At 66.6% G+C, this 18,519-nt stretch carries 15 protein-coding genes and 1 riboswitch; of the genes, 6 read left to right on the forward strand and 9 right to left on the reverse strand.

Annotation, left to right across the window (positions count from 1 at the left end):
* Nucleotides 1-17: 17 nt before the first annotated feature.
* On the reverse strand, nucleotides 18-878 hold the full coding sequence (locus ACIQ7H_RS06650) for an RNA methyltransferase (protein WP_395789656.1): 861 nt from the start codon (nucleotides 876-878) through the stop codon (nucleotides 18-20).
* Nucleotides 879-1,002: 124 nt separating this feature from the next.
* Here ACIQ7H_RS06650 and ACIQ7H_RS06655 point away from each other — a divergent pair, with 124 nt between their 5' ends.
* Nucleotides 1,003-1,803, forward strand: a complete 801-nt coding sequence (locus tag ACIQ7H_RS06655; RefSeq protein ID WP_395789658.1) for an inositol monophosphatase family protein — start codon at nucleotides 1,003-1,005, stop codon at nucleotides 1,801-1,803.
* A gap of 300 nt (nucleotides 1,804-2,103) precedes the next feature.
* On the opposite strand, the gene ACIQ7H_RS06660 is transcribed toward ACIQ7H_RS06655, so the two are convergent.
* Nucleotides 2,104-2,886, reverse strand: a complete 783-nt coding sequence (locus ACIQ7H_RS06660) for a hypothetical protein (RefSeq protein WP_395789660.1) — start codon at nucleotides 2,884-2,886, stop codon at nucleotides 2,104-2,106.
* A 549-nt stretch (nucleotides 2,887-3,435) separates the two neighbouring features.
* Here ACIQ7H_RS06660 and thiD point away from each other — a divergent pair.
* From thiD to ACIQ7H_RS06675, 3 genes are all read left to right on the forward strand, one after another.
* The gene (gene thiD, locus ACIQ7H_RS06665; protein WP_395789684.1) at nucleotides 3,436-4,281 is read left to right on the forward strand and encodes a bifunctional hydroxymethylpyrimidine kinase/phosphomethylpyrimidine kinase; all 846 of its coding nucleotides are present in this window, start codon (nucleotides 3,436-3,438) and stop codon (nucleotides 4,279-4,281) included.
* 139 nt (nucleotides 4,282-4,420) lie between these two features.
* Entirely contained in the window at nucleotides 4,421-4,705 is a 285-nt protein-coding gene (locus ACIQ7H_RS06670; protein WP_395789662.1) for a hypothetical protein, read from the forward strand.
* Complete coding sequence (locus ACIQ7H_RS06675; protein ID WP_395789664.1) at nucleotides 4,702-7,011, forward strand: hypothetical protein; 2,310 nt, start codon at nucleotides 4,702-4,704, stop codon at nucleotides 7,009-7,011. The genes ACIQ7H_RS06670 and ACIQ7H_RS06675 overlap by 4 nt, the downstream gene beginning before the upstream one ends.
* Before the next feature lie 212 nt (nucleotides 7,012-7,223).
* Here the strand turns inward: ACIQ7H_RS06675 and ACIQ7H_RS06680 are convergent, their stop codons facing one another.
* From ACIQ7H_RS06680 to btuB, 7 genes are all read right to left on the reverse strand, one after another.
* Nucleotides 7,224-7,970, reverse strand: coding sequence for an adenosylcobinamide-GDP ribazoletransferase (locus ACIQ7H_RS06680; RefSeq protein WP_395789666.1), 747 nt, complete (start codon nucleotides 7,968-7,970; stop codon nucleotides 7,224-7,226).
* On the reverse strand, nucleotides 7,967-8,536 hold the full coding sequence (locus tag ACIQ7H_RS06685) for a histidine phosphatase family protein (RefSeq protein ID WP_395789668.1): 570 nt from the start codon (nucleotides 8,534-8,536) through the stop codon (nucleotides 7,967-7,969). The genes ACIQ7H_RS06680 and ACIQ7H_RS06685 overlap by 4 nt, the downstream gene beginning before the upstream one ends.
* Nucleotides 8,526-9,581 (reverse strand): nicotinate-nucleotide--dimethylbenzimidazole phosphoribosyltransferase, encoded by a 1,056-nt coding sequence (gene cobT, locus ACIQ7H_RS06690; RefSeq protein ID WP_395789670.1) that lies wholly within the window; start codon nucleotides 9,579-9,581, stop codon nucleotides 8,526-8,528. The genes ACIQ7H_RS06685 and cobT overlap by 11 nt, the downstream gene beginning before the upstream one ends.
* Nucleotides 9,578-10,099 carry a bifunctional adenosylcobinamide kinase/adenosylcobinamide-phosphate guanylyltransferase gene (gene cobU / locus ACIQ7H_RS06695; protein ID WP_395789672.1) on the reverse strand — a complete coding sequence of 174 codons (522 nt, stop codon included), beginning with the start codon at nucleotides 10,097-10,099 and terminating at the stop codon, nucleotides 9,578-9,580. The genes cobT and cobU overlap by 4 nt, the downstream gene beginning before the upstream one ends.
* A gap of 66 nt (nucleotides 10,100-10,165) precedes the next feature.
* Complete coding sequence (locus ACIQ7H_RS06700; RefSeq protein WP_395789674.1) at nucleotides 10,166-11,464, reverse strand: cobyrinate a,c-diamide synthase; 1,299 nt, start codon at nucleotides 11,462-11,464, stop codon at nucleotides 10,166-10,168.
* Nucleotides 11,461-12,036, reverse strand: coding sequence for a hypothetical protein (locus tag ACIQ7H_RS06705; RefSeq protein ID WP_395789676.1), 576 nt, complete (start codon nucleotides 12,034-12,036; stop codon nucleotides 11,461-11,463). The genes ACIQ7H_RS06700 and ACIQ7H_RS06705 overlap by 4 nt, the downstream gene beginning before the upstream one ends.
* Before the next feature lie 69 nt (nucleotides 12,037-12,105).
* A complete protein-coding gene (gene btuB, locus ACIQ7H_RS06710) occupies nucleotides 12,106-13,950 on the reverse strand; it encodes a TonB-dependent vitamin B12 receptor (RefSeq protein WP_395789678.1) in 1,845 nt (614 codons plus the stop codon).
* A gap of 121 nt (nucleotides 13,951-14,071) precedes the next feature.
* Nucleotides 14,072-14,306, reverse strand: a riboswitch (cobalamin riboswitch).
* A gap of 346 nt (nucleotides 14,307-14,652) precedes the next feature.
* Between btuB and ACIQ7H_RS06715 the strand changes: the two genes are divergently transcribed.
* Both ACIQ7H_RS06715 and ACIQ7H_RS06720 read left to right on the forward strand, forming a co-directional pair.
* Complete coding sequence (locus tag ACIQ7H_RS06715; protein WP_395789680.1) at nucleotides 14,653-16,137, forward strand: DUF4139 domain-containing protein; 1,485 nt, start codon at nucleotides 14,653-14,655, stop codon at nucleotides 16,135-16,137.
* 131 nt (nucleotides 16,138-16,268) lie between these two features.
* Complete coding sequence (locus ACIQ7H_RS06720) at nucleotides 16,269-18,479, forward strand: M3 family metallopeptidase (RefSeq protein ID WP_395789682.1); 2,211 nt, start codon at nucleotides 16,269-16,271, stop codon at nucleotides 18,477-18,479.
* Nucleotides 18,480-18,519: the final 40 nt, after the last annotated feature.

Here is an 18,519-nt window from a genome sequence, read left to right on the forward strand (position 1 = left end):
AGCGCAGCCGCGCCGACTCAGGGTGAAGCGTCGGCGTCATCGCCTTCTGCCGCGGCTGCGGCGCGTGCGGCCGCCGCTTCGGCCTTGCGCACCGGCGTCGGCACGTGCAGGCCCGACTGCAGGGCCAGGCTGGCCATGCGCTGCGCATCGGCAAGAATGCCGTGCAGTACGCGCAGCTCGCGCGTATCCACCGCCGCACGCAAAAACACCCGCCGCAGACGCTGCATCACCACATCCGGCGAACGGCCCTTGTGGAAATCGATGTCGTGCAGGGTCTGATCCAGATGCACGAAGAAGCGCTCGACCTGGCCCTGGGTCGCCATCGAATCGGCGCGCTCCAGCGATACGCCCGGCGGAGCGATGGCGGGCGCCGGCTGAGATCCCTCCGCAGCAGCCAGTGCCCCCATGCGCAGCTCATAGGCCAAGACCTGCACCGCCTGCGCCAGGTTCAGCGAGCTGTAGCCCGGATTGGCCGGGATATGCACCGCCGCCTGACAGCGCTGCAGCTCCTCGTTGTACAGGCCGGTGCGCTCACGCCCGAACACCAAAGCCACCGTGCCGCTGCGAGTCGCCTCCAACATCAGCGCGGAGCCCTGCCGCGGGTCGTACTGCGGCAGCGGCACGCCGCGCTGACGTGCAGTGCAGCCCAGCGCCAGTCGGCAATCCGCGAGAGCATCCTCCAGCCGCTCGAATACCTGGGCGTTCTCCAGCACATCGTCGGCACCCGCAGCCATGGTGTGGGCCTGGATATCGGGGAACTGCTCAGGCTGCACCAGACGCAGCTTCGACAGACCCATGGTCTTCATTGCGCGGGCGGTCGAACCGATATTGCCAGGGTGTTGGGTGGCAACCAGTACGATGGCGATGGAGTCGAGCATGGGTGGGCAATCCGGCAAGTATTCAGCGCCCGGAAGGGACGCCGACGGGGCTTTGCAGTACACTCCGCGGCCGTCAAGGTCAGCCAGTAGGCTGTACCTGTTCTTTGCCCAGCGAGAGACCCGTATGCAGAAGCCCGCGATCAATATCGTGGTCAAGGCGGCACGCCGTGCCGGCGACCTGATCCTGCGCCATGTTGGCCGGATCGAGTCCTTGAGCGTCTTTGAGAAATCGAAGCAGGATTATGCCAGTGAAGTGGATGCCCAGGCCGAAGCCGAGATCATTCGCGAACTGAAGCGGGCCTTCCCCGACCACGCCTTCCTCGCCGAGGAATCCGGTCAGACCGGCAAGTCTCGCTACACCTGGGTGATCGATCCTCTCGACGGCACCAGCAACTTTCTGCACGGCATCCCGCATTTCTGCGTCTCGATCGCCCTGCTCGACAGCGGCGAGCCCGTACTTGGCGTGATCTACGATCCGCTGCGCAACGAGATCTACACCGCCAGCAAGGGCGCCGGCGCCTTGCTCAACGACAAGCGCATCCGCGTCGCCCAGCGCCCGGACCTGTCCGGCGCGATGCTGATCACCGGCTTTGCGCCGCGCCAGCGCTCCAGGATCGGCGCCCAGCTCGAAGCCGTACGCGAGTTGATGCGCGATGCTGAAGACGTGCGACGCACCGGTTCGGCGGCGCTCGACCTCGCGTATGTCGCCTGCGGTCGCGCTGACGCCTACTTCGAAGCCGGCGTCATGCCCTGGGACATCGCCGCCGGCGTTCTGCTGGTGCGTGAAGCCGGCGGTCGCATCTGCGACTTCAATGGCGGCAACAGCAGCTTCAAGAGCGGCCAGATCGTCGCCGGCAATCTGAAAGTGTGCGAACTGGTGCAGAAGTCGCTGGTGACTTCGGGCTACGCAGCCGCGTTCAACTGAGCGCCTTTGCATACGCTGAGCGGCGCAGTTCGTGGCTGGATGTCGCCGCGCGCTATCGGGCAGCGAGGCGACGGGGAGTGCGGCCCGTGAGCCGTCAGGCGTCTGCCTGCAGTGGAATCCTTGGGTGGCAAATTCGCTCCGGAGCGGCAGCGACCGCGGACGCGATTCCGCCCGTCATGCTGCCGATCACGCCCAAAAGCACACGCGCAAAAAAGAGGGCTCCCGAAGGAGCCCTGCAAAATCAAGCCCTGTGTACTTGACTTACGCGGATTGCCATCGCCGCAAAGGCGAAGCAAAAAACTAGAAGCGCATCGACCAGTTCATCTCGACTTCAAGCTGGGCGCCTTCGCTGAAGCGGCTGCCAAACGAGCCCGCGCCGAGGATGTACTGGGATGGCGCATAACTGGCGCCGAAGCTCAAACTGCCCGCGCTACCGAGTTCACGCTGGTAGCTCGCCAACACATTGGTGTCGCTGTAGGTATCGCTGAGCGCGAAGTCGAGCAGCGCTGAGGTCGGAGACGGTTGCTGCCGCGAGGTCCAACGCAGAATCCACTGTCCGCCCGAGGCATCCTTCAGCTCGCTCTCCACGCTGTAGACGGTGAGGTCGCGCCAAGCAAAGCGCGGTGACGATCCATCGCCGAGGAAAGCCAAGAAGCGCGGCGGCAGAGCGCGGCTGGTAAACGCGTTGACTCCGCTGTAAAGCACCCTCTCGACACCGAAACTGATACTCAATGGCGCGGCTGCGAGCCACTCCATCGACAGCCCCGTGCGTGCGGGCATGTCGAAGTCACCGGGCTCAGTGAACACCCCGCGGTACGACTTGAATGCGTCCATGTCCACGCGCGACTGAGCGCTCAGGCCAAGTCCCACGCGATCCGACAGGCGCGTATCGACCGAAGCATGCACGCCTTGGCCGAATGACTGCTCAACGCTGCCGCCAGAGCCCGCTACGGTTGGAAGACCGAACATCTGCCCGTACGCACGCACCTCACCAAAGCCCGGCGTGGCGAAGCGCTGACTTGCGATGGTGACGCCAGCGCGCAGCTGAGCGCGCGCGCCCAGTTCAGCCTGGAGTTCAGGCATGAACGAAGAGCTGGTAAAGCGAACACCACCTGCAGGCCCAAAGGCTGTGCCGGGGAGACCGAAGCGGCGCAATGGACCGGCGCCCTCGCCAGCGAGCACTCCACCAGTACTGGCGGACTGGATACTGAGGGTCAAGCGCTTGCGCGCCGCCTCGATTTCCGAATCGCCCTGCTTCGGCGGGCTCGTGTCTACGGTTCGAGCCCAGTCAAAGGCCGGCTGGATGCTGTCGCGTGCATACCCGCGCCAAACTTCGGAATCCGATCCCGCGGCGGCGGCGACAGGTACGCCAGCCACCAAGGCGCTAGCGGAGCAAGTCAACACGCGGATGGGAAACACTGACCAGGAACGTCGCACAAACCCCCCTCGGGCGCCGTCTGATTTTGGCATCAGACCGGGCGCGAGTATGGGTAAAAAACAACAGGTGGTCAATCGACTTTTCGCTTCCACCGCTCAACCACCTCAACGCCAGTGGGTTTTCCCGCCCAAGAGACCGCAATCGGGCAAACTTTCAGCCAGATCCAAAGGGATGTTGCGAAAATGAAACAGAACATGCACGACCGCTGCTCGACAGTCATGACCGTCGCCGGATCGGACTCCGGGGGCGGCGCCGGTATCCAGGCCGACCTGAAGACCTTTGCCGCCTTCGGGGTGCACGGCGTCAGCGCGATTGCGGCCTTGACCGCCCAAACCACTCGCGGGGTCAGTGCCGTGCATCTGCCGCCGGTCGAGTTTCTGCGCGCGCAGATGGAAGATCTGTTCGCAGATTTCGATGTGCGCGCGGTGAAGGTTGGAATGCTCGCCGACGCCGAGCGAATCTGCTGCGTCGCCGCGGTGCTGCGCCAGTTTCCGCGCGTGCCGGTAGTGCTTGACCCGGTCATGGTGGCGAGTTCGGGCGCACGTCTGCTGGCCGAGGATGCGGTGCAAGCGCTGCGTGATCAGTTGGTGCCCTTGGCCTCCGTGATCACACCGAACCTGCCGGAGGCCGAAGTGTTGTTGGGCCGCTCGCTCGACTCCGCCGCTCTGCTGGCTGCGGCTGCGCATGATCTGCGGGCTGCCGGAGCCGCCTGGGCGCTGATGAAGGGCGGACACCTGAACGAAGGCGGCCGGGTTGTTGACCGGCTATACGGCCCGGACACCGACTTCGCGTTCGAGCACACCCGTCTGGATCTCAGCCCGCACGGCACCGGCTGCACGCTTTCGGCTGCGATCGCCGCGCTACTGGCCGACGGTGCCAGCATCGTCAACGCCTGCGCAGGCGCCGTAAGCTACGTACAACACGCGCTGCGGGGCGGGTACCGGCCCGGCCGTGGTCCATTGTCGGTGCTTGCGCACGTCACGCCGACCGACATGACCGACGTGCCATCTGCTTTTCAGGCAAAGCCGATTGACTCTTGAGCGCCGCGCGAATCCCCGATGGGGCCATATCAGTGCAGGCATCGAGTTCGGGCCTGGCAGCACGCCTGTACACGCATTCCAAGCACGGGTTCGCGTATGGATCACAGCTCACACCTTTGGAACTCCCGGAGTATCCCTGATGAAAGTCGCGTTACTGGCCATCTCCGGCCTGCTGGTACTGCAGGCTGACGTGGTGTCCGCCCAATCGCCGACAAAACCTGTGTCGCATCCGCTGCAGGTTCCCGCAGGAAAGTCGGCGAAGAGCCTCAAGCCCGATATGGTCGAGCTCGCCGAACAGCCGATCATTCTCACACTGCGGGGGCATCGGCATGCCGACGGAAGCATCGGCTTCAGCTGCGATCAGGACCACCCGGTTGCTCTTGAGGCGCCGGAAGCCCCCTCGCTGAGCGGAGAGCAGCCATGAACCACCTGCTCACCGCTGTCGCCTGCGCAACGCTCGCGCTGCCGCTGTTCGCCCAGGCGCAGGTGGAGTTCATTGCTGTTCAACCGGGCACCCCGGTGAGCATGACGATCAATCCCAGCTCGGTAGTGTCGTCCTATTCCATCGACGTTCCAGCCGGACCGCGCGGCATGCGGCTGGAATTACGGGCATCCGATCTGTCGAAGGATGTCGATCTGCTGCTGCGCTATGGCAGCCCCTTCGAGCTTCGCAACCAGGGCGGCGCGCGGGTCGATATCCAACAGTTGTTCGATCAAGCCCAGTACCGCTCGACCGGCGGCGGCGGCGACGAATTCCTGCTGATCCATGAGGGCAATGCCATCCCTCTGCGGGCGGGCCGCTGGCATCTTGCCATCGTCAATTTCGAAGACACCCCGATCAGTGCGACGCTCTCGGCCAGCTTGACGGCAACGACGCAAGCGGCAGCGATCGAGGTCGTGTTCGACCATGCCGGCACGGCCTCGCGCCCCTGCGACGTGAGCGGCTGGAACGCGGCTGAAGCACGCTCGCCGATCCGCGGCAACACCGGCACCACTTTGGGCCAGCAGCGCCGCCTGGCGGCACAGGAAGCCGCGCGCCTGCTAACCACTCAGCTGCAGCCACGCGTGCCGGTCCGAATCCAGGCCTGTTGGAGCGACCTCGGATCAGCGACCGGTAACAGTTTCACGCTCGCGCAAGCCGGGCCTGAATACCTGTTTCTGAACGACATTGGCCAGCCCGGCTACTACATGCCGTCCATCGAGCGGCCATTCACCTGGTACTCGGCGGCCGCCACCGCGCAACAGATCGGCACAACGGTGTGCCGTCTTGATGGTGGCTTCAACTGCGCCAACACCTTTGACGTCCGCGCCACCTTCAACTCCTCGCTTGACCAGGCCGGCGCGGCCAGTTTCGACTACGGCTTCACCACTGCCGGCGCGGCAACCAGCTTCGTCAGCGTGGCAATGCATGAGATCACCCACGGGTTGGGCTTTTTCGGCCTGATAACGGTTGAGCCCGACGACGGGGCTCCGGTGGGCAGCAAGCGGCGAGTCCTGCCCAACGGCCCGCTGTACGACGACATCTACGGCAGTCATGTGGTCAGCCGGTCGAACGATGGCAGCACCCTGAGTCCGTTCCTGCGCATTACGGATGCGGAGCGCGCGCAGGCTCTGGTCAGCGAGCCGCAGCTTCGATTCACCGGCTCGAACGCGTTGAGCGCCGCACCCCAGCTGATTCCGGCACCCGAGGGCTACATCCGCCTGCATGCGCCGCTGACGCTGACGCCGGGCTCGACCTATTCGCACATTTCATCGTTCAACTACGGCGTGCAGCTGATGACGGCTCAGCTCAACGCGAGCGGCCCGCGCGAGCTCGGCATCGCAGGCGGAGTGCTGCGCGATGTAGGCTGGAACTCGAACCGCATGCCACAGCGCAGCTTCGAACTGCCCGACAGCTTTCAGTACTTCGACCCGACCCGCAACGGCCACGGCATCGACTTCCGTCTGATCTCGCCGTCGATCTCGGGCCTTCCCGCCGAGTACTTCCTGGGCTTCTACACCTACGACGCCAATGGCGACCCGGAGTGGTACATCGCCACCGGCCCGGTCATCGACGGGGTGTTCCTGCCGAAGAACAACCCGTTCGGCGATTCGCTGCTGCGCCAGCGCTATCTGGGCCCGGACCAATCCGAATCCGACAGCTCCGCCCGCTACGCAGGCCGGATCAGAATCGACTTCAATGACGCCCGCCGCCATCCCGCCTGCAGCGACGGTGCGCCAGGGCGCAATCTTGATGGTCCACTGGGCGTGATGACCACCACCATCAATGGCCAGCGACTGCAATGGTGCATGCAGCCAGTCGTCGTGCCGACCCGGGTGTCCAACGACTACAGCAGCATCTGGTACTCGCCGGGCGACGGCGGCTGGGGCTTGGCGCTGCAGAGCTTCAACGGCGCGGGCAGCAGCGATGGACTGTTCTCGGTATTGTTCTACGCCGACGCAACCGGGGAGCCGCGCTGGGCGCTGGGGCAGATCAACGCCTTCACCCCTGGTGTCCCGCAGCCGCTGTGGCAAGTCCGCGGCTACTGCCGTTCGTGCCCGTCGCCAGCGACTCAGCAACTCAGTGCCCCGATCGGCAGCCTGACCCTCAACCTGGTCCGCGGTGGCGCAGGAGCAAGCGGCAACCGGGTGAGCATTGACGTGACCTACCCGGGGACACAGGGCGGTCGATTCACCCGCAGCAGTGTCAACCTTCTCCCAAACAGCGATCCCACGCTGGGTGATGACTGAGCGCGATTCGACGAACTTCCGGGTACAGGCGGAGCTGGCTCTAAAGACCATTGACACTTGAACGATCTTGCTCCCCTGCGCCAGAGGTGAAGGGCCGGGGGAGCCAGGCGGTTTCGAAGGCGCGGATCGCCAGGCGGCGTGCGCTCCTGCGGCGCTGCCGAACCGCAGTTCGCAACGCCCAAAGCGTCGCACTCGCCGGTGCGCGATTCGACTCAGCCGTGCTGGACGAGTGCGAGTGCGAGTGCCGCAGCAACTACCGCAGCCGCCTCGACCCGCTCGATCGCGGCACCGGCGGCGTCGCCGGTGAAGCCACCCAAACGTTGGTGACAGTCGCTCCGCCAGTGCATGAACACGCCGATGGCAGCCGCCAAAGCGGCAACGCCTGGCCATCCGAAAAACAGGCAGGAGACCGCGGAAAGCCATGCCGCAGCGAGGCAGGCGCCGCGTGGCGCCTGAGTCAGGTGGGCGCCGAGCCCGCCAGCGCGCACATACGGCAGGCTCAGGAAGAGTGCCACCGCAGCGACGCGGCCGAGCACCGGCGCCAACAGCAGCAGCGGGCCCTGCGTCAGCAAGGCCTGCAGGGCGGCGAACTTCAGCAGCAGCACCAGAACAATCGCGACCACGCCCATCGGCCCGGCGGCGGGGTCCTTCAGGATCTGCAGAATGCGCTCGCGCTGGCCGTGACCACCGGCCCAGGCATCGGCGCAGTCAGCCAGACCATCCAGATGCAGGCCTCCGCTCAGCCACACCCATAGCGCGAGTACGCAGGCGGCCGCCAGCGGGGCCGGCGCGTGCAACCACTGCAGCAGCGTGGCCAAGGCCAGCAACAGCGCGCCGATCAACAGGCCCACCAGCGGGTACCAGGCCAAGGCCCGGGCCTGTGCGGCGGAATCACTGAAGTCGAGCGCGGGCGTCGGCAGGCGGGTCAGGAAGGCCAGCGCAAACCAGAGCCCGTTCATGCCGGCACAGCGTCGGGCAAGGGCCACTGCAACCGGTGCAGGCTGGCATGCGCCACGTCGACCGAGCTCATCGCCTGCAGTGGAATCCCCTCCTGCAGGCAGCGCAGCAGGCGAATCACGCCGCCGTGGGTGAGCACCAGCAGGCGGGCCTCGGGCTCGCGAGCTTGCGCCGAATCAAGCGCCGCCCGCACGCGCGCTGAGAAGGCGAGGATCGTCTCTGCACCGGGCGGCGGATGCGCCACTGGATCGCGCCAGAAGCGCTCCAGCGCATCTGGATCGCGGTTGAACAGTTCAGCCGGACTAGCGCCGGCCCAATCGCCAAAATCGTACTCGGCCAAGCCGGCATCGAACACCAGCGGCAGATCACGCTCGCGGGCCAGCGCCCGCGCAAACTCAGCGCAGCGACGCAGCGGTGAACTCAGCACGGCGGTCCAACCCGCACTGCCGGCAAGCTCCGCACACACCGCCTGCAGCTGCTGCCAGCCGAGCGCGCTGAGCGAGTCATCAAGCTGGCCGCGAAAGCCGGCTTGGCTGGTGTCTCCGTGGCGCAATAGATCAACCCGCATTGGCAGAGCTCACTCGGGCCTGTTCGAAGGTCGCCATCTGCGCGTGCAGGGCGCAGGCCATCCGCAGCAAGGGCACGGCCACCGCTGCACCAGTGCCCTCTCCCAAGCGCAGCCCCAGGTCCAACAGAGGCTCGGCTTCGAGTGCGGTCAACAGGCGCGCATGCCCCGGCTCGCGCGAGCGGTGTGCAAACAGCAGCCAGGGCCGGCAGGCCGGATTGAGATGCACCGCGAACAGCGCCGCCACGGTCGCGATGAACCCGTCCACCAACACCGGCAGCCCGGCCTGTGCGGCAGCAATGCAGCTGCCGGTAAGCGCGGCGATCTCGAAGCCGCCCAGCGCCGCCAGAATGTCCAGCGGCGTCCGCGCATCGGCATGCCGCAGCAGGGCGCGCCGGATGACCGCACGCTTGCGCACCAGGCCATCGGAATCCAGCCCGGTGCCGGGCCCGACCAGACGCTCGGGTGCTTCCGACAGCAGGGCGCAGGCCAATGCGCTGGCCGCGGTGGTATTGCCGATGCCCATCTCGCCGCCGATGAACAGTTCAGCATCGGCCGAAACCGCACGCGCCACCGCAGCCGCGCCGGTTTGCAGTGCACTCGCCAGCTGAGCCGAGCTGAGCGCGGGCGCCTGCAGCAGGTTGGCGGTTTGCGCAGCGATCACTGCGCGACGCACGCCCGGCAGCTCGCCGGGGTCGTTGACGGTGCCGAGGTTCACCACTTCGAGCGTGGCGCCAAGCGTGCGCGCCAGCACGCAGATGGCAGCGCCGCCGGTGGCGAAGTTGCGCAGCATCTCGCCGGTGACCGACTGCGGGAAGGCCGAGACGCCTTCAGCCGCGACCCCGTGATCGCCGGCGAACACGCTGATCCAGACCCGCTCGACCGCGGGCTCGGCGCGAGCCTGCAGGCCCGCCAGCGTGATCGCCGCGGTCTCCAGCTGACCCAGCGAACCGTTGGGCTTGGTCAACTGGGCCTGCCGCGCCTGCGCCTCAAGGCTGTGCGCGCGGCTCGGCTGCGCGCAGGCTGCCGCCCACCAGGGCGCGCTCATCGGCGCGGACCTTTCAAGGTCATCGGCAGGCCGGCGGCGACGAACAGCACGCGTTCGCACAGCGCGCCGAGCGCCTGATGCAGGCGGCCGGACTCATCAACAAAGCGGCGGCTGATCGCGCCCATCGGCACCACGCCCAGGCCGACCTCGTTGCTGACCAGAAGGATCTCGCCGGGCAGCTGTGGCAGAACGTCGAGCAGTCGCGCACGCTCGTCCTGCCACACCGCCTCGCCCTCGTCGAACAGCAGGTTCGACACCCACAGGGTCAGGCAATCGACCAGCAGGCAGCGCTCGGCAGCGGCGTGCTGCTGCAGGGTCGCAGCGAGCCCGCGCGGTGATTCGACGGTGATCCACTCGGCCATGCGGCGGGCCCGGTGATGCTCGATACGCATGGCCATTTCTGCGTCGCCCGGCTCGGCAGTGGCGATGTAGACCACGTGCTTGCCGCTCTCCGCGGCGAGCGTTTCGGCGAGCGCGCTCTTGCCCGAGCGGGCACCGCCGAGGATCAGGCTGCGCATTGACACGGGCCCGGCTGAGATCTGGCGCCGCGAACCTGCAACATCGGAATCTTCATCGACATGTGTTCACTCCATGAACAGACGGCAGGCCGCCAGGGGATTGGATGGAAAATAGAAATGCACGAAGCTGGCGGTCAAACGCCGGACGCGGTAGATCGCTTCGCGGGTCGGCGCGCCATTCGGATCCAGCGCATGTGCGAGCGGGGCGAGGCCGATCACGGCCTCGGCGTAGTGGAAGCTGTGCCCACGCAGACGACCTTCCGGCAGATCGACCTGCTGCAAACCCAGCCCAGCCAGGCGCGTGCCGACGCGCGCGGCACCGGGGATCAAGCCCGCCATCGACGCGCCCTGCCCGGCCGCGTCCTGCAAATGGGTCAGCAGCGCGAGCAGGCCGCCACATTCCGCCAGCAGCGGTTTGCCCGCCTGCACATGCGCATGCAGCTGGGCCATCAGATCGGTGCGCGCCGCCAGCGCCTGCAGATGCAGCTCGGGGTAGCCACCGGGCAGCCACAGCGCGTCGCACTCCGGCAAGGCGTGTCCGGCCAGCGGCGAGAACTCGATCAGCTGCGCGCCCGCCTGCAGCAGCAGCTCGATGTTGGCGGCGTAGACGAAACAGAACGCCGCGTCGCGGGCAATCGCGATGCGGCGGCAGCGCAGCCAGGGCTCGACGAAGGGCAACAGCGCAGGCGCGAACTCGACTGGCTCCGGCAGCGGCAGGCAACCACCCAGCGACGCTGCAAGTCCATCGGCGAGTGTATTGATTCGGGCATCCAGATCATCCAGCTCGGCGGCCGCCACCAGGCCCAGATGCCGCTCGGGCAGGGCGCCCTCCGATGACTGCGACAGCGCACCGAACCAGAGCAAATCCGGTGGCAGGCTTTCGCGCAGCAGACGCGTGTGCCAAGTACTGGCGACGCGATTGCCGGCCACTCCGGCGAAGCTCAGCTGCGGCCGATAGCGCGCCAGCCCCAGCGCGATCGCGCCGAAGCTCTGCGCCAGCGCGTTGGCATCAATCACCGCCAGCACAGGCAGGCCCAAGGTCTGCGCGAGGTCGGCCGCACTGGGTACGCCGTCGAACAGCCCCATCATGCCTTCGACCAGAATCAGGTCCGCCTCGGCGGCGGCCGCATGCAAACGCGCGCGCACCTCAGGTTCACCGCCCATCCACAGGTCGAGCTGCAGCACCGGCGTGCCGGCGGCACAGGCGAGCACCATCGGGTCGAGGAAATCCGGCCCGGTCTTGAACACTCGCACGCGACGCCCGGCGCGCCGATGCAGACGCGCCAGCGCGGCGGTGAAGCTGGTCTTGCCCTGGCCGGAGGCCGGCGCGCTGATCAGGAGCGCCGGGCAGTGATGCGGGCTCACGCCGCGCGCGGCGTCGGCGCCAGCACACCTTGGCGCAGCAGCAACGCGATGACGGCCAGGCCGGCGCAGACCCAGGCGCTGCCGGTCAACACGAAGCCCGGCGAGTAGCGCAGAAACTGGCTTGCGAACCCGCCCAGGCTGAGCTCGCCGAAGGCACCGCTCAGCAGATAAAACGAGCCGTTCGAAATCGCGAACGAGGCAACCACGCAGACCACACCCGTCACCGCCGCCAGCGCCAAGCCGGGCGCGCGGCCATCGAATCGCAGCGACAGCGCACGACCGCCAAACCACAGCAGCGCATAGGCCGGGAACAGGAAGGCATAGGCCGGACTCAGACAGACATGCAGCATGTCGGTACGCGCGAACACCAGCGCGTCGATACCGACCGCCAGCGCCAGCAGCAGCACGAAGGGCGCGGTGCGGCGCAGCAGCAGGCCACCGATGAAGAACACCGCCAGCGAGGCATCGCGCAAATGCAGCAGCTGGCTGGCATCGGGCAGGCGGGTAACCAGCATCCACAGGGCGAGCACGGCGAGGGTGGCGATGGCGCGGGAACGGGTCGGGCTGTGCATGTCGGATCCTTGCAGTGAAAGAGGACGCTACGCCGCGCACCACGGCGCGGCGCAGCGCGGAGCAACGGCTTACTGCGGGCTGTAGCGCAGGCCCAGGGTCCAGGTGCGGCCGGGCTGGTTGTAGAACGCAGCAGTCTCGTACTGCCGATCGCCCAGGTTGTTGCCGGCGAGCTGCAGGCTCCAGTCCGCGCTGAAGGCCCAGGCCACGCGCAGGTCGAGGGTGGCGTAGCCGGGCAGACGGGTGAAGTTGCCGAGATCGTCGAAACGCGCGCTGGCGGCGTACACGGTGCCGCCGAACGAGAACTGCCCGAAGCGGCGATCGGCATCGATCTGGGCCGAACGCGGTGCGCGCCGCGGCAGCTCATTACCATTGCTCGCCCCAGCGCCATCATTGCGGGCGTCGAGGAAGGTCGCGCTCGCGCGCAGATCGATTCCTCCAATCTGGCCTTCGGCGCTGGCCTCGAGCCCATCGATGCGCGAGCGCTCGATGTTGACGGGAATGGACAACACGGTGTCGAAGCCGATCAGGGCATCGATCTCGGTGCGGAACACCGACACCGCCCAGCCGCCCCAGCCCGGGCTGCCGCGCAGGCCGAGCTCGACACTCTCCGAGGTCTCCGGCTGCAGATTCGGGTTGCCATACTCCGGAAAGTAGAGGTCATTGAAGCTCGGCGACTTGAAGGCATTGCCGGCGCTGGCGGTCAGCCGCAGCTGCTCGCTGAAGCTCCAGCCCCACAGCAAGCTGCCAGTGGTTTCGTTGCCGAACTGGCTGTCATCGTCGTGGCGCGCCGCGACCTGCACGGAGGCCGCGCCGAAGCCCTGCTGCCACTGCGCGAACAGCGCCTTCTGCGTACGTGCATCGATCTCGTAGGGCGTGCTGCTGGTCACCGCATCGCGATGCCAATCAAGGCCGGCGCTGAGCACACCTGCTCCCAGCGAGAAGTCGCCCTGCAGGCCGGCCGTGCGTCGACGCGTGTCGAAGCTGCTGCTGTACACGCCCTCGCTGAAGTTGTCGGCGAGATCGCTGTTGTGGCCGAGCCGGAACGCCAGCGCCACGCGCTCAGTCGGCGTGTAGTCGAGGCGGCTCGAAAACACCTGCTGGGCACCTTCCATCTCATTGGTAAAGCTGCCGTCGAACTCGGTGTCGAACTCGGCGCGCAGCACCCGCGCCTCCAGCTTCAGCGTGGGCGAGAAGCTCAAGCCACCGCCGAGCTGCAGGCTGCGGTTCTGGTAGCCGTCGCGATCCGGCTCGTCGGTGAAGCAACCGGCGCCGTTCGGAAACGGCTGGCCGCGGCAGGCATTGATGCCGTCGGTTTCGTCCAGCGCAGTCTGCACGTTGTACCAGCCGCGCTCGCCACGCGCCGACAGGCCGGCCCCGGCACGCAGGGTGCTCAGACTGCCGACCGAAACATGCGCATTGGCTTTGGGCGTGGAGGCCGCCTGGCGGGTGAAGATCTGGATCACACCGCCCATCGCGTCCGAGCCGTACAGGCTGGAAAACGGCCCGCGCACGATCTCGATACGCTCGATCTGCTCCAGCGGCAGATCCTGGATCGCCGGCGTGCCGGTGGTGGCCGAGCCGATCCGCACACCGTCGATCAGCACCAGCACATGGCGTGCTTCGGTGCCGCGCAGAAACAGCCCGCTGACCTTGCCAGCGCCGCCGCTGTTGGAGATCGACAGGCCAGGCACCCCGCGCAACAACTCCAGCAGTGAGCCTGATTGCAGGCGCTCGATATCGCTGCGATCGAACACCGTCATCGACGCCAGCGCGGCGTCCTGGGTCTGCGCCGTGCGGCTGCCGGTCACAACGATGCGATCAAGCGCCTTGGGCTGCGCCTGCGCAGTCGGAATACTCAGAACAGAAACGATCGCCACCGCAAGCACGGTGGGGGTTTTGGCAACACGCAACATGGGAAAACTCCTGCCCGCGCCAACCCGCGCGGATGCATTCAGGGCAACCGGCAGACACAACAGGAGACTTGAAAGGCAGGCACACCGCAGGCGCGCAAACCCCAAGGCAGCACCCACCGCGCGCCGGGACATCGCTCAAGGCCGGTCTCCGGGCTCACGAGCAAAGGCGTCATGCCTTCCACTTGGGCACCTTCCCATGCACTCGGCACAGTGGTGTACGCCCAAGCCGGATCAGTCCTGATCCACTCGCCTACCGTTGCGGGGGCAGCTCCAGACTTGCGACCGATGGCCGCGCACTGGCTTCCCGTTTAAACCACCGAACTCGAATGCGTCGAACCTGGGCGGTCACCATGAGGCGGCGCGGATGCTAACAGGGAATTCACGGCACCGCCATGAAAGCGCAGACGCTCGCACCGGTGCGCGAACTGCCACGTTTGCCCTGGCCTCAATCGCGTCCACACGCGTGCAGCAGCGACTGAATCGCGCGCCCGCGTGCCACAGCGTCTTTCGCTCGGCACGTTCGCGCGGGTCGCGAAGAGATTTGAACCGCAGGGGCGCCTTAGCGACTGTCGCGCCGACCAAGCTGAACGGTGACGCCGAGCCTCGCCTGCACGCCAACCCCGTTCCGGCGCATCCTCCGTATCCGATTGCGATTGCCGTGCGACCTGCCGGCATTTGTCCAACCCACGAACGAGGTCCACCATGCGCATCCCCCTGTCGATACTGAGCCTGGCCATGACTGCCACTTCAGCGGCTGCCGCAGACAGCCCCGACTACGCCCTCACCGTTTACAGCGCTGCCGCGCCCGGCACGCTGTCCACTGAACGTCTGGCCGACTACGGCGATCGCTTGCCGGGCTACGGCGTGGTCAGTGACCGCCGCACCCTGCAGATCGACCGCGGCACCAGCGAGCTGCGCTTCGCCGATGTCGCTCGCCGTATCGACCCGACCACGGTCAGCTTCGGCTCGCTGACCGACCCCGCCGGCACCCGCGTACTGGAGCAGAACTACCAGTACGACCTGGTCAGCCAGCAGAAGCTGCTGCAGCGCTACCTGGGTGAGACGCTGACCGTGGAGCAGGTCCGCGGCGACAGCATCGAGACCGTCAGCGGCAGCTTGCTGTCGGCGGATGGCGGGCTGATCCTGGCCCGCGCCGACGGCAGCGTCGTGACGCTGAACAATTGGAGCAGCGTGCAGTTTCCGGCCCTGCCCGGCGGCCTGATCAGCAAGCCGACCCTGGTATGGAAACTCGATGCCGCCCGCGGCGGCGCGCACCAGACCCAAGTCAGCTACCAGACCCAGGGCATGACCTGGTGGACCGACTACAACGTCACCCTGCATGACGAAGGCGGCCGCTGCCGGATGGACCTCGCCGCCTGGGTCAGCCTGGTCAATCAGAGCGGCGGCAGCTATCCGAATGCACGCCTGAAGCTCGTCGCCGGCGATGTCAATCGCGCGCCGTCCGCGCCGGAGCAGCCGAAGTATCTGCAACGGGCGATGGTCGCTGAAGCCAGCATGGACGCCGGCTTTGCCGAATCCGAGCTGTTCGAGTACCACCTCTACACCCTCGGCCGCCGCACCGATCTGCCCGACAACTCGGTGAAGCAGCTCGAACTGTTCCCCGCCGTGGCCGCTGCAGACTGCCGGCGCGAGCTGGTGTTCACCGCGAGCCCGATGTACCAGCCCTGGGGCCAGGCGATGACTGACCAGGGCTTCGGCGCGACCCAGAGCGGTGAGGCCGGGGCATTTGTCGAGTTCGCCAACACCGAGGCCAACCGCCTCGGCATGCCCCTGCCCGGTGGCAGGGTGCGAGTGAGCCAGGCCGCCGGCGATGGCGCGCTGGAGTTCATCGGCGAGGACCTGATCAAGCACACCGCCCGTGGTGAAACCCTGCGCCTCAAGTTGGGCACTGCCTTCGACATCAGCGGCGAGCGCCGTCAGGTCGACTTCGCCTACGACGAGAAGGCACGCACGATCACCGAAACCATCGAGGTTGAGGTGCGCAACGGGAAGAAGTCGCCGGCCGAGGTCACCCTGCGCGAGTACCTGTACCGCTGGAGCGGCTGGACCATCAGCGCCAACAGCCAGGCCTTCGACAAGCGCGACGCCCAGACCGTCGACTTCAAGCTGCGCATTCCGGCCGATGGCAAGTCCACGGTCCGCTACACCGTGACCTATCGCTGGTAAACGGTGGCGTCATTTCGGCCGTCGCGGTCGGCGCCAAGCCCCCATCCGCCCCCAACCGATGGCGGATGGTGGCGGAGTTTTCCATTGCTATAATCCGGAGTCCTTTCGGCCTGCTTACACGGAGTTGCCCCATGCGTAGCCCCCTGCTCACCGGCGCACTTGCCGGTGCGATCACCTTGGCTCTGGGCCTTTCGGCCTGCTCCGCGCCGGAAGGCGAGAGCGCCGCACCCGCCGCCAGCACCGCCACCGACACGCCGCCCGCGGCGCCTGCGCCGGCTGTCGCCGACCAGGCAGCCAATCCGTTCTTCGCGCCCAGCAGCCTGCCGCTGATGGCACCGGATTTCAGCAAGATCCGCGACGAACACTACCTGCCGGCCCTGACCGAAGGCATGAAGCAGCAGCTTGCGGAAATCGACACCATCGCCAACAACCCGGAGCCGGCAACGGTTGCCAACACGCTGGAAGCGATGGAGCGCTCCGGCGCCCTGCTGCTGCGCACAAGCAAAGTGTTCGGCAACCTGGCCGGCACCGACACCAACCCTGAGATCCAGAAGATCCAGGCCGAGATCGCGCCGAAAATGGCGGCGCACCAGGACGCCATCCTGCTGAATCCTCAGCTGTTCGCGCGCGTGAAGTCGATCTATGACTCGCGTGAAGTGTCGAATCTGGACGCCGAAACCAAGCGCCTGGTCGAGCAGACCCATCTGCGCTTCGTACGCGCCGGCGCCGAGCTGTCGGAAGACACCAAGACCCGTATCCGCGCTCTGAATGAAGAGCAGGCCGGCCTGATGACTGCGTTCCAGCAGGCCATGCTGAAGCAGACCACCGCCGCCGCCGTGGTGGTGGAAGACGTCGCCCAGCTCGATGGGCTGTCGGAAGGTGAAATTGCCGCCGCGTCCGAGGCCGCCAAGGCTGCGGGCCACGAGGGCAAGTGGCTGATCCGAATCACCAATACCACCCGCCAGCCGGTGCTGGCCTCGCTGACCAATCGCGAGCTGCGTCAGCGCGTGTGGGAAGCCTCAGCCAATCGCGGCCTGCGCGATGGCGATGGCGACACCCGCGCGATGGTGCTGCGTCTGGCCGAGCTGCGCGCCGAACGCGCCAGCCTGCTCGGCAAGTCCAGCCACGCGGCCTTCCAGCTTGAAACCCAGATGGCTGCGACTCCGGATGCCGTGCTGAAGATGCTGTCAGACCTGGCCCCGACCGTGGTTGACAACGCCAAGGCCGAAGCGGCCGACATCCAGGCTCTCATCAACAGCCAGGGCGGCGGATTCGAGCTGCAGCCTTGGGACTGGGAGTTCTACGCCGAGCAGGTGCGCGCGGCCAAGTACGACCTCGATCCCGAACTGGTGAAGCCCTATTTCGAGGTCAACCGAGTGCTGACCGATGGCGTGTTCTACACCTTGAACCGCTTCTACGGTGTCAGCTTCAAGGAACGCACCGACCTGCCCGTCTACCACCCGGACGTGCGCGTGTTCGACGTGACTGACGCCGACGGCAGCCAGATCGGCCTGTTCTACGCTGACTACTTCGCCCGCCCGAGCAAGCGTGGCGGCGCCTGGATGTCGACCTTTGTCGACCAGAGCGAACTGCTGAACCAGAAGCCGGTGGCGCTGAATGTCATGAACATTCCGAAGCCGGTCGAAGGCCAGCCGGCGCTGATGAGCTTCGACGAAGTGACCACCATGTTCCACGAGGTCGGCCACGGCGTGCACGGGCTGTTCTCGAAGGTGAAGTATCCGTCGCTGGCCGGCACTGCAGTGCCGCGCGACTTCGTCGAGTTCCCCTCGCAGTTCGAGGAAGACTGGGCCAAGCACCCCGAAATCCTCGCCAACTACGCCCGCCACCACGCCAGCGGCGAGCCGATCCCGGCCGAGCTGATGCAGAAGATCCTCAATGCCTCCAGCTTCAACCAGGGCTTCGACACCCTGGAGTACGTCGCGGCCTCGTTCCTCGACATGGAGTGGCACAGCCTGCCGGTCGGTACCAAGGTCACCGATGTCGAAGCCTTCGAGAAGGCCGCGCTGGCCAAGCACGGTGTCGACTTCGCGCCGGTGCCGCCGCGCTACCGCAGCGCCTTCTTCGCCCATGTGTTCCCGGGTGGCTATTCGTCCGGCTACTACGCCTACATGTGGAGCGAAGTGCTGGCCGCCGACGCCTTCGCTTTCGTCACCGAGCAGGGCGGGCTGAACGCCGAAATCGGCAACGTCTATCGCCAGAGCATCCTCTCGCGCGGCGGCACCGAAGATCCGATGCAGATGTACGTGAAGTGGCGCGGCCAACAGCCCGACCCGGACAATCTGCTGTACCGCCGCGGCCTGAAGCAGAAAAGCGACGACTGATGCATCGCGTCTCTTGAGCTGAAACGAGAAGCGCCGCCCG

The sequence above is a fragment of the Aquimonas sp. genome, assembly GCF_044377145.1.
Taxonomy (GTDB): domain Bacteria; phylum Pseudomonadota; class Gammaproteobacteria; order Xanthomonadales; family Xanthomonadaceae; genus Aquimonas.

Bases quoted from the DNA above. Each gene is read 5' to 3' on its own strand.
- ACIQ7H_RS06705 (WP_395789676.1), bottom strand. From the start codon at position 12,036: ATGCACAGCCCGACCCGTTCCCGCGCCATCGCCACCCTCGCCGTGCTC.
- ACIQ7H_RS06670 (WP_395789662.1), top strand. From the start codon at position 4,421: ATGAAAGTCGCGTTACTGGCCATCTCCGGCCTGCTGGTACTGCAGGCT.
- ACIQ7H_RS06655 (WP_395789658.1), top strand. From the start codon at position 1,003: ATGCAGAAGCCCGCGATCAATATCGTGGTCAAGGCGGCACGCCGTGCC.
- cobT (WP_395789670.1), bottom strand. From the start codon at position 9,581: ATGAGCGCGCCCTGGTGGGCGGCAGCCTGCGCGCAGCCGAGCCGCGCG.
- ACIQ7H_RS06650 (WP_395789656.1), bottom strand. From the start codon at position 878: ATGCTCGACTCCATCGCCATCGTACTGGTTGCCACCCAACACCCTGGC.
- thiD (WP_395789684.1), top strand. From the start codon at position 3,436: ATGCACGACCGCTGCTCGACAGTCATGACCGTCGCCGGATCGGACTCC.
- ACIQ7H_RS06715 (WP_395789680.1), top strand. From the start codon at position 14,653: ATGCGCATCCCCCTGTCGATACTGAGCCTGGCCATGACTGCCACTTCA.
- btuB (WP_395789678.1), bottom strand. From the start codon at position 13,950: ATGTTGCGTGTTGCCAAAACCCCCACCGTGCTTGCGGTGGCGATCGTT.
- ACIQ7H_RS06685 (WP_395789668.1), bottom strand. From the start codon at position 8,536: ATGCGGGTTGATCTATTGCGCCACGGAGACACCAGCCAAGCCGGCTTT.
- ACIQ7H_RS06720 (WP_395789682.1), top strand. From the start codon at position 16,269: ATGCGTAGCCCCCTGCTCACCGGCGCACTTGCCGGTGCGATCACCTTG.
- ACIQ7H_RS06660 (WP_395789660.1), bottom strand. From the start codon at position 2,886: ATGCCTGAACTCCAGGCTGAACTGGGCGCGCGCGCTCAGCTGCGCGCT.
- ACIQ7H_RS06675 (WP_395789664.1), top strand. From the start codon at position 4,702: ATGAACCACCTGCTCACCGCTGTCGCCTGCGCAACGCTCGCGCTGCCG.
- ACIQ7H_RS06680 (WP_395789666.1), bottom strand. From the start codon at position 7,970: ATGAACGGGCTCTGGTTTGCGCTGGCCTTCCTGACCCGCCTGCCGACG.
- cobU (WP_395789672.1), bottom strand. From the start codon at position 10,099: ATGCGCAGCCTGATCCTCGGCGGTGCCCGCTCGGGCAAGAGCGCGCTC.